Below are 12,516 nucleotides of genomic sequence, written 5' to 3'. Positions count from 1 at the left end.
AAAATTGCGGCCTGTTTCGCCTGAATATCTACGAGCCCCTGGCCTTTCCGGCCAGAGAAACTTAACGTGACAACACCGTTTGAGATCCAACGACTCAATCTGGCACTTTTTGATGCCGTTCGGGGGCCGTCCACCCCAACATATTTGGGGCGGCGTGTCACGATGACCCGGAACTTCGGGGGCACGACGTCCAGGCGTTCCGAGCGATCCTCGCCGATCAGGACCTTTTCCAGCCCCTCGCAACCAGCTGGAATCTCCGGTTCGATGACTTCCTCAATACGTTCGAGATGAGCGGCAAAGCCCTTGCGCGGAAGTGATGCCCGTTTCGGCTTGCCCCTGGCCACATCGTCAAGTTCGCTCTGGATCACCGCAAGACCGGTTTCCACTTCCTCGAAAGCAAACGATACCTGTTCATCGCTAACACCAAGGCGTAATCGTTCAGAGCGCCGGCCGTGCTGGGTGCGCTGCAAAACCTTCATGATGGATGTCAGGTTGGCGATCCGTTCGTTGGCGCTCTTCTCTACTGCCTCCAGCCGGGCAATCTCAGCTTCAGCAGCCTTCAACCGGGCTTCCTTTTCAGCCTGCTCACGTGCCATCGCGAGCACCATGGCTTTCAGTGCGTCAACGTCATCCGGCAGATCGTGAAGCGGTAAATCCATGAGGCTGAGTAGAGCATAAAAGCGGCCGTTTTCCCAACCATTACAGCATCATGAATCATCTTGCCGCAGGCGCTATCACCCCGTCAGCAAAGGGCGTCTTGTGCGGATAATGAATAAATTGCCCTGCCGAGGGACGAGCTCGGCAGGGCTGCGCCATGTCCCGGTGTTAAATGAGTTTCTGGCGCTTGGCGGGTGTTATCGCCACGTGGGAAACTGCGTCTGCGAGATTTTATTCCGCATGATGCGGATCGGATTTTTTGAAAACAGTTGACATTCCGTCAGATGGGAAGGGGCTGGCGCCTGCGCAAGATAGGAGTTCCCACAAATCAGTCGCAGATATCTCGTCGAACGCTTCTGTCGGAATAGAAACTGTGGCCGTCCGGCCGGGAACTTAAATTTCGACACGGCGTTAAACGAGGAGGCAGAGACGCAGTTTCCTGCCTGTCTCATCAGCCATTGATCACTTACTGCCGGAACTTTACTGGCGATTTGTGGTAACCAATTCATAAGAGGAGATGAATTATGGCCAAGGAAAAAAATCTCGAAGACTTATTCCACGATACTCTCAAGAACATGTATTACGCTGAACGTAAAATTCTCAAGGCCCTGCCAAGAATGAAGCGTGCAGCGCACTCTGAAGATTTGAAAACGGCTTTCGAAAAGCACCGTGAACAGACTGAAGGCCACGTCGAGCGACTAGTCCAAGTGTTCGAAATCATGGGCAAGACAGCAAGAGGCAAGACTTGCGATGCGATCGAGGGAATTATCGCCGAAGGCGAGGAGATCATGGAGGAATTCAAGGATACCGCGGCGTTAGACGCCGGCCTGATCTCGTCTGCACAGGCGGTCGAACATTACGAAATCACCCGTTATGGGACATTGAAGCGGTGGGCGACGGAGCTTGGCATGACCGATGCTGCAAAACTACTCGACCAGACGCTGCAGGAAGAATCCAAGACGGACAGTGATCTGACGAAACTTGCGGATGCGTCAGCTAACCAACCCGCCAAAGCAGCGTGATCATGAGCTAAGGGTGCCACTCGGCACCCTTTTCATTTGAACATAAATCGCGAAAGAATCGGAGCCAGCCATGTCAGCCAGCAACAAGGCCACAAATGGACGGAAGTCGCTCACGCTTCATGATCAGAAGCTCGACGCAGGCCGAAGCGGAGACCTTCATCAACTCGCCGAGGACAAGACGCCGGTCATGACCACCGCCCAAGGTGGGCCGGTTTCGGATGACCTCAATACGCTCAAGGTCGGCGCGCGCGGTCCGACGCTGATTGAGGATTTTCATTTCCGGGAAAAAATCTTTCACTTCGACCATGAGCGTATTCCCGAACGCGTGGTTCATGCGCGGGGCTACGGTGCGCATGGCTATTTCGAGACGACAAAGTCACTCAGCGAATATACGCGCGCAGACATTTTCCAACGGGTTGGCGAGAAGACGCCAGTCTTCGTCCGTTTTTCCACGGTCGCCGGTTCGAAGGGTTCGTTCGACCTTGCCCGAGATGTGCGCGGCTTCGCCGTCAAGATATACACCAAGGAAGGCAACTGGGATATTGTCGGCAACAACATTCCCGTGTTCTTCATCCAGGACGCCATCCGGTTTCCGGATATGGTCCATGCCGTCAAGGAGGAGCCTGACCGGGCTTTTCCGCAGGCCCAGTCAGCCCATGACAATTTCTGGGACTTCATCAGCCTGACGCCGGAATCCATGCACATGATCATGTGGGTCATGTCGGATCGCGCCATCCCGCGCTCCTTCCGCTTCATGGAGGGGTTTGGTGTTCATACGTTCCGTTTCCTGAACGACAAGGACAAGTCGACTTTCGTCAAATTCATCTGGAAGCCGAAACTCGGCCTCCAATCGGTTGTCTGGAACGAGGCGGTGAAAATCAACGGTGCGGATCCGGACTTTCACAGGCGCGATCTGTGGACTGCGATACAAGCTGGCGACTTTCCGGAATGGGAACTGTGCGTGCAGCTCTTCGATCAGGACTTCGCGGACAGTTTCGATTTCGATGTGCTCGACCCGACGAAGCTGATTCCGGAAGAAGTCATCAAGCCAATACCGGTCGGACGGCTGGTGCTGGATCGGATGCCGGATAATTTCTTTGCCGAGACTGAACAGGTCGCGTTCATGACGCAGAACGTTCCCCCCGGCATCGATTTCTCCAATGACCCGCTGCTTCAGGGGCGCAATTTCTCCTATCTCGACACGCAGTTGAAAAGACTGGGCAGCCCCAATTTCACGCATATCCCGATCAATGCGCCGAAGTGTCCGTTCCACCATCTCCAGCAGGATGGCCATATGGCGATGCGCAATCCTGTCGGACGGGCAAATTACCAGCCTAATTCTTGGGGCGAAGGGCCGAGGCCCGACCCCAGGCGCGGGTTCCGGTCGTTTGCAGCGCAGGAAGACGGACAGAAAGTTCGCCTTAGACCGAAGAGCTTCGCCGATCATTACAGCCAGGCGAGGCAGTTCTATCTGAGCCAGACCGCTGTGGAGCAAAAACATATCGCCATGGCGCTGACCTTCGAACTGTCGAAGGTGGAAGCACCGGTGATCCGCGAGCGTGTTGTATCTCATCTGCTGAATATCGATGCTAATCTTGCGGAAACGGTCGCCGGCAAGCTCGGCATCCGCAAGATGCCGAAGGCTGCGGACGCGATGGTGCCCGTGCGTGACGATCTTGCTCCGTCTCCCGCGCTCAGCATTATTGAGAACGGAACCGGCAGCTTCAAGGGCAGAAAGATCGGCGTGCTTGTCGCCAATGGCACGGATGGTGTTGTCACGTTAACTGGGCTGCAGTTGCCTGCCTGACGGTTTGGGCGTAAATTTTGGCGATGCAGACATCAGATATCATCTTCAAGCGTCACCGTTTTCCGCCACAGATCGTTGCTCATGCGGTGTGGCTTTATCTGCGGTTCAACCTTAGTCTGCGTGAAGTTGAAGAAATGCTGCTTGAGCGTGGAATCGACGTATCATACGAGACAGTTCGTCGTTGGATCGCCAAGTTCGGCCCCCAGATCACACGCAACTTGCGGCGGCGTCAGGCGCGCCCCGGCGATGTTTGGTATTTGGACGAAGTGGTCGTCAAATGCGCTGGAGAAAAATTCTGGCTTTGGCGTGCGGTGGATCAACATGGCTCCGTTCTCGAAGAAATCTTGCAGAAGCGGCGTGATAAAAGGGCGGCAAAGCGATTGCTTGTGGCGTTAATGAAGCGCTATGGCTTTGCTCCCAAACGGATCATCACCGATAAGCTCCGCTCCTACGGTGCAGCAAAGGCAGAAGTGGCACCCGGCCTTGACCATTGGTCGCACAAGGGCCTCAATAATCGGGCCGAAAATAGCCATCTGCCGTTTAGGAAACGGGAGCGAACCATGCAAGGTCATCGGTCACCTGGAGCGTTGCAACGGTTCGTCTCCATGCACTCAGCGACCCGCAATTGTTTCTCTGTTCCATCTCGTCGCCGAGCCGCACACACAATTCGCTACCATCGCCTCGAAGCTTTCGATGCATGGAAAATTGCGGCCTGTTTCGCCTGAATATCTACGAGCCCCTGGCCTTTCCGGCCAGAGAAACTTAACGTGACAACACCTCTGCCATTGATACTGTGGCTCCAGCCAGCATTGCTCTAGAGCAAAATCTCTATACCGCCTGGGGCTATGCCTATGGCGCATGGACGAGACAGGATAGCGATGGCAGTGCGGGAGCGTTAAAATCATCTGTTGGCGGCTTCGTCACCGGTATTGATGGTGCAGTCCTCGATACATGGCGTCTTGGCCTTCTGGCAGGTTATAGCCATTCCAGTTTTGATGTGGGTGATCGTGCCTCATCAGGCAGCAGCGATAATTACACGCTCGGTGCCTACGCAGGGACAGAATGGACGCTTAACGATGGCCATGCCTTGGCATTCCGGTCCGGCCTTGCCTATACATGGTATGATGTCGACATGAATCGTTCTGTCGCCTTCCCCGGCTTTACCGATAATCTGACCGGTGATTACGATGCGGCTAGTTTCCAGGTCTTCGGCGAGCTTGGCTATAAGATCCACTATGGCAAAGCGCTGTTCGAGCCTTATGCGGGTCTTGCCTATGTTCGCCTGAAGACCGATGCCTTTGATGAAAAGGGCCAGACTGCAGCAGCCCTTGCGGTTCAGTCAGGCACGACGGATACCAGCTTCTCGACGCTCGGGTTCCGCGCCTCGACAGAATTTGCTCTGGGCAGCATCACGGCAACGGCACGAACCGATCTTGGCTGGCGACATGCCTATGGCGATATCACGCCGATTTCCACAGCAAGCTTCATCGGCTCGGACGCCTTCACAGTTTCAGGCCTGCCAATCGCCGAAGATGCAGCCCGTATTGAAGCAGGGCTTGATTTCAGGCTAACCGAGGGCGCCACGCTCGATATCTCCTATAACGGTCAGTTTGCATCCGGTGCCAAACAGAACGGATTCAATGCGAAACTCAGTGTGAGTTTCTAGCTTCTGAGCGGAAGCGCAAATCTCGAGGCGCTAACGAACGGCAGCTTTGAGGCCCGAAGCGGTCGATTTTCGGTGGTCGCCGAGGAAAAAGCCGCGATGGAACTGGACAGACATCTGAGCCCGATTGCGAACTTGATTGCAGGCATTGGCTCAGAGTTCGAAATGGCTCGAAACAGTTAACTCCCAAAGGTCGAGACGCGAAAATTGCAAGTGTGCAGGTAAGCAAGCTACAAGAGAAAGTCTGAACGGGTCCGCTCGATAATGATTTGTCGTAGTGACACGTTTGCAGGTGCGGACAGTGCGTAGATAATCGTTTCAACCACCTCTCTATTCGATATGCCTTCGTCTGCCCCACGTGTTCTGTGCCATTCCGCCGTGGTCGGTGAAACGTCCTCAATAAGGCCTGGATAGATCGACGTGATACGCACGGAAGTTCCTGCCAGTTCCTCGACCAACCCTTGCGTGAAACCATCTTGTGCGGCTTTTGCTGCCCTGAAGGGCAGCGAGGCCCCGACAAATCTCGCGTACGGCAAACCCGACATCGAAACGATGTTATGGATATCTGCGTGCTTTCGAGCCTTGAGTAAAGGTATTAGCCGTCGGGTCAGGATCATGGTGCCAGTAACTGCCGAGTTCACCACGGACATGATCTGCTCGTCGGTTTGATTTTCTAGGGATCCAGATGTGAAGTGCGCGCCGTTGTTGACCAATATGTCGATATCGGGATGCAACGCCGCGATCTGGTTCCCCGCGTTGAGGATGGATTGGGGTTCGGATAGGTCACAGACAAAACAATCGCTTTGCGGTCCGCCGTTACGAATAATGACGTCACCAACTTCCTGCAACATGTCTGCAGAGCGTCCAAGAAGAATCGGAATGGCCCCATGTGACGCAACCGCGATTGCGAGAGCCCGACCAAGACCTCGGCCAGCACCTGTAATAACGATCTTCCTGCCTTGCATTGACATTTCCTGGGCTAGTTGTTGCGCGTAACAAAATCCCGGTTAGCATAAAGTTGTAACCAGAAACCGCCGGTCCATTCCCACCCATATCCGACGTTCGTAATACTTCAGCGGACTGGCGGTTTTTGGATTTCTCGTCGCTTGCGACCAATCACCGATATGAAGGCGCTAAACGGTCCGGCGGTTAGCGACCCTCGTGCCCGCCGCCGATATGAAGCACTGTCGATTCCAAAAGCTGACCTCCTATTTCAATGCGATCAGGCCAACGTTCGTCGGCTTGAAGCCACAGGCGTCGAAATAGAACGGCATGAGATGTGGATCGAAGTCTACATGCAGCCATTCGTAGTCGGCCACCCTTGCATGGACGACAGCTTCCTCGATCAGGGCCTTCGCAATTCCTTGGCGCTGGAAAGCGGGATCGACCATGGTGTCCAGAATAAAGGCGTGCACTCCCCCATCCCACGCCACATTCACGAACCCGATCAACTTTGCTGATCGACGAATGCAAACCCATCCGAGGCCGAAATGATTGACTTGAGCCCACCAATCGTCGGCCAACTCCCGGTGTTCAAAGCATTTCGCGTGGAGCGCGTTGACCTCCGCGTTCTCGAAGGCTCCGCGCCATTCCGCAATTCCCGAGTTATAAGCTGAAAGAGAAGACATACTCGCTCCTAGTTCGTCATCGTCGTTCAGACAAGGACCACATCTAACCAAAAACGCCCTAACGAAGACAGTCCGCTTGCCACTCTTTAACGGTCGTTGAAGGCATGATAAGCGGTACGACCGCTTTGGAAAGCGTAACGCTAACGTCTGGATTGAAGGCGGGTTACTGACCAGCAACTTTCGACTTAATTGTGGATGTTCGCGGGCTCGGCATACCTTTGTGAAATCGGTCATTGTTGTTGCTTGGCGAAGCTTGGCTGCTGATGGAGTGGGACTACCTAGCTCGGCGCTCGATATAGATGCGATCTGTCCGCAAGACTGCGGATGGCGCGGTTCCGCCAAAAGTCGTCCTGTTCCAAATGCGTGATGCTCCCCGATCCCGCTGGAAAGCTTGCAAACCCGATTGCATCCATAGGTAGCTTCATCCACGCGCAGATAACCAGCGTTAGTGTAAAGCCGTGCGTGACGATGATCTGCGTTTCCTCTGGACGCGCCACAATCTTATCAACAGCTCGATAGATACGCTCTGCTGCTTGCCGTCGTGTTTCGGCACCGACTATGCCCACTTGATGGTCCATCCGGTTGTCGTCAGGTGCTGGTATGTAACGCTCGTCCAGCCAGGCCTGCGGTTTTCCTTCCGCTTCGCCGTAACTGATCTCGCGCAGATCAGGTGAAACGATTACCGTCCCACCGAAGTGTTCGGCGATAGCGCTGGCAGTTTGTGATGCGCGCAATAGGTCGGAACTGAATACTTCAACTTTCCGATCTCCCACAATCTTGGCGAGCCGATCCCCCGTTGCGCCTGCATCTCGGAGGCCATCGGCAGTAAGGCTCGTGTCATACCAACCGCCGACCTTGCCTTCCAAATGATGACAAGATTGAGTGTGCGTTATCACAAAAATATTCTTCATCGGTAGGATGATCTCCGGGAAATTTCTTGCAGCTTTGGGTAGCTACCATCTCCGAAGTGGACTGTCAGATGTCCACCCCTTAATGGTCGTTGAAGGCATGATAAGCGTTACGACCGTTTTGGGAAGCGTGTGCATGTAACGCTAACGTCTGGATTGAAAACGCGAAGCGGCGGTTTTGCATCTGAGCGATAATCTCGCTTAATAGTTTCGATCTCGCACGCCAGCTTCCATCTCCTCACTCTCGAGGTAGCCGACCACAAGCGATCGCCAGATGCTCACCCTGGAGGGAGTATCCCTCCATGCCGCGTCTGGCGGTATACATCCAAAAACCATGATTATCCGAGATCAGGTCGTTGGGAACCAGAATGACGCCGATCCGGTCCCCCGAACGGGCGGCCTCGACATTCTTTCGCGCCTCTTCCAGTGTCCTGAACATGGTTGCCGCGGACTTTTGACCGTACAATCCTTCCAGGACAAATCGGTCCCGTTCTGTTCCTTCCCGACGAAGCTTGAAACCCATCGGCAGAGATATTTCGATAGACGTGCATTTGCCTGTTCCATCGCAGGCGCTAAATGGTCGGCAGTACCAAGGTGGCAGCCCTGGATCCATGACTGCGAAGGCAGGCGATGCGAAAACAGGAAGGATCACCATTAAAATCAGTCTCATGCCATCGATACCTTGCTGAGGAACACCCGGTTCACAGCTAATACGGTGGGCCTCAATATCTGTGAAGTCAGATTCGACCGGACCTGGACAAACGGGATTTGGGCGAACGATTGCAATGGAATATCTGTTCACACTTTCGAAGTGCCAACTTTACCAGATCCGCACCCCCACCGGGTCATGTATGGATGCCCCCGTTCATGCAAGGCTTTTCTTCGAGCGGTTTCAACGTGTGATTGGATGCGGTCATGTATCAGGCCTTTACTGTAGTCCTTTTATGACTACTGGCCGGTATGGAGCTAAGCGGAGCTGGCGCAAAATCAGTTCTACGAGCTCGAGGCTCACTGACCCGGTTGCATTTCCAGTCCGTCTTTCCAATCTCTGTCCTTACCGTTCGCTGATCTCCTCACACGCCGACGATCCGATCTCGCTACAACACTGCTATCTTTGCTTGTGCAGAGGCGAGAGCGGAAACTTTAAATTCCTCATTCTTTGTCATCATCGCCCAGACGCTGCGCGCCATTTTATTTGCAAGTGCAATGGCGACGAGCATACGCGGCTTGCGTGATAACATTTTCCCAAGCCACGAGTTCTCTGGCGGTGCTTTACGGCACGCCCATCTGATTACTGTCATTGCACCGATAATTAAAAGCCGCCGAATGTCACGCTGTCCCATTTTTGACGTTCTGCCCAGTACCTGTTTGCCGCCACTCGAGTGCTGTCTTGGCACCAGACCGAGCCATGCCGCAAAATCTCGTCCTTTTCGAAACGCTGTCATAGTAGGAGCAAAGGCTTCAATGGCCATGGCAGTGATAGGGCCCATTCCAGGCATAGACATCAAGCGCGCAGTGTTATCGGATTGTCGAGCTTCTGACTTGATTGCTTTCTCAAGATTGCCAATGCGGGAGCTAAGCAGATCAATCTGCTCAAGATAAAGTCGGGCAGTCTCTACGACCACGCGCTTGAGACCGTTATTATCATGGTCAACGATCCCTATCAAAGCAGCGAGGTTCGCAATTCCCTGGGGTGCAATAACACCATGTTCAGCCAAGTGGGCACGAAGAGCATTGATGAGCTGCGTGCGCTGACGGACGAACAAATCGCGCGTCCGAAAAACCATGCAAGCAGCCTGCTGCTTCTCTGTCTTTGGTGCAACGAAACGCATTGAGGGCCGGATGGCTGCCTCTACAATAGCTTCAGCGTCCGCCGCATCATTCTTTTGGCGTTTCACGAACGGCTTCACATAAGCAGGCGGCAACAGCCGAACTTCATGGCCGAGCTTGCCAATTTCACGAGCCCAATAATGGGCGGTGGCACATGCTTCCATCGCAACGGTGCAACTCGGAAGCCTCTGAAAGAAAGCCATTACATGGACGCGAGATAATTTCTTGCGGAGAACAAAACCGCCATCGGCACTGACCGCATGGACTTGAAATACACGCTTTGCAAGATCAAGGCCGACAATGCTAACTTCCTTCATGGATGCTCTCTCCTCTGAGTGACGTTGCTGCAAACATCACTATGGCATATTGCGATGCCGTCGGGAGGGGGCATCCACTCCATCAGTTCTTAGCGAAAATCAACAACTACATCTTCGGCCCCATTTCCTAGGCTTTTATTTGCGGTCAATTCGTTATAAGGTTTTGGCGGTAGCTTATAACGGTGAGATTGGCTATGAGGTTCTGGCAGGAACTTATAACTATATAGTTCAGCTCGCCTCTGGTACGACCAACTCATTCGAAAGGCCAAGAATGAAAGAGATCGACATTAGCTATAGAACGATGTTTGCGGAGTTGGCGCAGCGGACAATGGATGCACAATTCGTAACAGACTTCCCTTTAGAAGGATGGTTTGTGACGGTGACCGTCAAAGATCGCGATTATTGGTATTTCGATCTCCCCACTCCCGAGGGCAAAGACAAACGAAGCTACGTCGGTCCCGCCAGCGACGAAGCGATCACCAAGCGGGTAAGAGCCCACAAAGAGATCAAGGACAACATCCGCGAGCGTAGACGCATGGTTAGCACGCTGCGACGCGCCGGCCTTCCCGGTCCTGATCCCTTCGCTGGTGACGTCACGAAAGCCTTAGCCGACGCTGGGTTGTTCCGGCTGCGCGCCGTCTTGATTGGGTCGGTGGCATTCAGCACCTATGCTGGATTGCTCGGTGTCCGGCTTCCCTCTGCGGCGATGCAGACAGGCGACGCCGACTTCGCCCAGGACTTCGCAATATCGGCTGGCGTCCAAGATAGTCTCCCGCCAATCCTCGAAATCCTCCGGTCAGTCGATCCTGAATTCCGAGCGGTTCCGCACCAGGCCGATAAGGCCAAGGTCGTCGCCTTCGTGAACGCCAAAGGCTATCGGGTGGAGTTCCTGACCGGGAATCGGGGATCGGAAGAATACACAGGCAAACCGTCGCCCATGCCCGCCCTCGGCGGCGCGTCGGCAGAGAATTTGCGGTTCCTCGACTACCTGATCTATGAGCCTATCCGCACGGTACTTCTTTTCCGCGAAGGCATAAACGTTCTCGTTCCTGCTCCCGAGAGGTATGCAATCCACAAGCTGATTGTGTCCTCTCGAAGACTCAATGACATGTTGGGGCGCTTGAAGGCCGACAAAGATCTAACGCAGGCTGCTTTGCTCTTCGAAGCTCTCGTGAAAACGCGCCACGGCAATGAGCTTAGCGATGCTTGGGAGGAAGCATGGGAGCGCGGTGATGCGTGGAAAGCGGGCATCGTCAGTGGCCTATCTAGACTGCCCAAAAATGGAGTTGCAGCGTTAAGAGAAGCATTCGGTTCTGACGTTGTAGAAGGTTTACTAAAAAGGTGATCAACAGATTTCGCGAGAAACGAAAGCCAGTAACAGACTAGTCTATGATTGCCAGTTATTAACGTAATCACATGCACGATTCTTTCTACAAATGGTTTGTACCAGCAACCTCAAAAACTACGCAACCAAAACGCATAACATAAGCTGCACCAAACTTGCTGAACAATATTGACCATGTATTGAGCGACTTACCCTCTTTGACCTGCTTTTAGTAATCAAATCATGTATCGAATTTGGTAATCTGGCGCTTTCAAGATGATGATGACAGAAGGCTTGCGGAGCCAGTTAGACCGAACCAAGGAAACAGTATTGAATTGGGCTCAGTCTCAGGGCTTTATTCTCGAAAGCCAAATTGTTTATGGTTATTTGATCCGGCTTCGGGTTAGGCGCAGGGGATGTCATGTTAGATGCTGAAATATCGGAGGACAAGCGCTCCTATTATATACATACAAAGCCTGACGATGTGCGCAACGAACCTTTGGAGTGGGCGTATCTTTGCGGTATGAACCTGCTTAAATATCCGGTCGATGAAGCTATATCAAAACAGCTGGCCCTGATGGGAATTGCTTCGGGCGTGGACAGGGCCTGGATGATTGAATACCGCCCCGGCTTGCTTCGTTTTTGTAACACTCATGAATGGTGCCGGGGACAAACAAAAGCCTACATTTCAGAACTGCAAGAAACTCCAACCACACTGATTGGCTGGCTGCACAAATTTCTGGTTCTCGGTCAAGCAGTGGCCGTTCACGACGTAGCCGCCTTGCCGCGTACGGCACGCACCATTCAGGTTGAATTCCTCCGACAAGGCAATAAAAGTGTCCTCAGCGTTCCGGTTATGTCAGACGGCAGATTGTGTGGCATTATTGGCTTTGACACGACTATCGCCAACAAGGCTTGGTCTCCAAGCGAAATCGAGGCCTTGTTTCAGTGCGCGAACCTCATTGGTCAGGTAAAATACGCAACCAGTTGCAAGCTTGAATCGAAGATTGCACCGGAGGGGTCTGCGCCGCTTGTCTATCTCCGAAACCACGGTGTTATACGTGGTGTGGAACCGGAGAACATAGTTGGAGTCCGGTCGGCCGGGAATTATAGTGAGATATGGCTTGAGGATGGCTCGATGTTACTCGATCCTCGTTCGCTCGGTGTGTGGTCCAGCCTGCTACCGTCGAAGATCTTTCTCCTAATACACAGAACAGCATTCGTAAATACGCTGCATCTCCTTAATGTGGACCGCAGAAAAATCGATAAATAGCAGATCAGGAGGCTGTGTCGCAAAATTTTCACTTCTGCTGAGCTATGTGAGCGTCAGTGCGCATAATTGAGTGAGGCGAATGCGAAT

The 12,516-nt window shown here is 53.3% G+C and carries 11 protein-coding genes and 1 pseudogene; 6 read left to right on the top strand and 6 right to left on the bottom strand.

The window, feature by feature from the left end; all coding sequences use genetic code 11:
* Nucleotides 1–659, bottom strand: a 659-nt coding sequence (locus tag HWX93_RS21830; RefSeq protein ID WP_235969186.1) for an IS66 family transposase zinc-finger binding domain-containing protein, incomplete at its 3' end; no start/stop codon positions are given.
* A gap of 522 nt (nucleotides 660–1,181) precedes the next feature.
* Here HWX93_RS21830 and HWX93_RS21825 point away from each other — a divergent pair.
* The 4 genes and pseudogenes from HWX93_RS21825 to HWX93_RS21810 all read left to right on the top strand — a co-directional run bounded on the left by HWX93_RS21825 (nucleotide 1,182) and on the right by HWX93_RS21810 (nucleotide 5,152).
* Nucleotides 1,182–1,679, top strand: a complete 498-nt coding sequence (locus tag HWX93_RS21825; protein WP_176038704.1) for a ferritin-like domain-containing protein — start codon at nucleotides 1,182–1,184, stop codon at nucleotides 1,677–1,679.
* A 70-nt stretch (nucleotides 1,680–1,749) separates the two neighbouring features.
* Nucleotides 1,750–3,447, top strand: a pseudogene (locus HWX93_RS21820) (catalase); the annotation flags it as partial.
* A gap of 62 nt (nucleotides 3,448–3,509) precedes the next feature.
* A complete protein-coding gene (locus HWX93_RS21815) occupies nucleotides 3,510–4,211 on the top strand; it encodes an IS6 family transposase (RefSeq protein ID WP_109365644.1) in 702 nt (233 codons plus the stop codon).
* 68 nt (nucleotides 4,212–4,279) lie between these two features.
* Nucleotides 4,280–5,152 (top strand): autotransporter outer membrane beta-barrel domain-containing protein, encoded by an 873-nt coding sequence (locus HWX93_RS21810; RefSeq protein WP_235969185.1) that lies wholly within the window; start codon nucleotides 4,280–4,282, stop codon nucleotides 5,150–5,152.
* Between the two features lie 227 nt (nucleotides 5,153–5,379).
* Here HWX93_RS21810 and HWX93_RS21805 read toward each other — a convergent pair whose 3' ends face one another.
* From HWX93_RS21805 to HWX93_RS21785, 5 genes are all read right to left on the bottom strand, one after another.
* On the bottom strand, nucleotides 5,380–6,114 hold the full coding sequence (locus HWX93_RS21805) for an SDR family oxidoreductase (RefSeq protein WP_176038703.1): 735 nt from the start codon (nucleotides 6,112–6,114) through the stop codon (nucleotides 5,380–5,382).
* A gap of 243 nt (nucleotides 6,115–6,357) precedes the next feature.
* Nucleotides 6,358–6,777 carry a GNAT family N-acetyltransferase gene (locus HWX93_RS23095; RefSeq protein WP_176038702.1) on the bottom strand — a complete coding sequence of 140 codons (420 nt, stop codon included), beginning with the start codon at nucleotides 6,775–6,777 and terminating at the stop codon, nucleotides 6,358–6,360.
* Between the two features lie 278 nt (nucleotides 6,778–7,055).
* Nucleotides 7,056–7,688, bottom strand: a complete 633-nt coding sequence (locus HWX93_RS21795) for a histidine phosphatase family protein (protein WP_176038701.1) — start codon at nucleotides 7,686–7,688, stop codon at nucleotides 7,056–7,058.
* A gap of 235 nt (nucleotides 7,689–7,923) precedes the next feature.
* On the bottom strand, nucleotides 7,924–8,355 hold the full coding sequence (locus tag HWX93_RS21790) for a hypothetical protein (protein WP_176038700.1): 432 nt from the start codon (nucleotides 8,353–8,355) through the stop codon (nucleotides 7,924–7,926).
* Nucleotides 8,356–8,782: 427 nt separating this feature from the next.
* Nucleotides 8,783–9,832 (bottom strand): IS110 family transposase, encoded by a 1,050-nt coding sequence (locus HWX93_RS21785; RefSeq protein ID WP_176038699.1) that lies wholly within the window; start codon nucleotides 9,830–9,832, stop codon nucleotides 8,783–8,785.
* A gap of 271 nt (nucleotides 9,833–10,103) precedes the next feature.
* Here HWX93_RS21785 and HWX93_RS21780 point away from each other — a divergent pair, with 271 nt between their 5' ends.
* Together HWX93_RS21780 and HWX93_RS21775 are read left to right on the top strand one after the other, a co-directional pair.
* Nucleotides 10,104–11,177 carry a GSU2403 family nucleotidyltransferase fold protein gene (locus HWX93_RS21780; protein WP_176038698.1) on the top strand — a complete coding sequence of 358 codons (1,074 nt, stop codon included), beginning with the start codon at nucleotides 10,104–10,106 and terminating at the stop codon, nucleotides 11,175–11,177.
* Between the two features lie 400 nt (nucleotides 11,178–11,577).
* Nucleotides 11,578–12,429, top strand: coding sequence for a GAF domain-containing protein (locus HWX93_RS21775; protein ID WP_176038697.1), 852 nt, complete (start codon nucleotides 11,578–11,580; stop codon nucleotides 12,427–12,429).
* Nucleotides 12,430–12,516: the final 87 nt, after the last annotated feature.

It is taken from the genome of Brucella tritici (assembly GCF_902825325.1).
In the GTDB taxonomy this organism is placed as follows: Bacteria; Pseudomonadota; Alphaproteobacteria; order Rhizobiales; family Rhizobiaceae; genus Brucella.
This window is presented reverse-complemented; position numbering and strand designations above follow the sequence as displayed.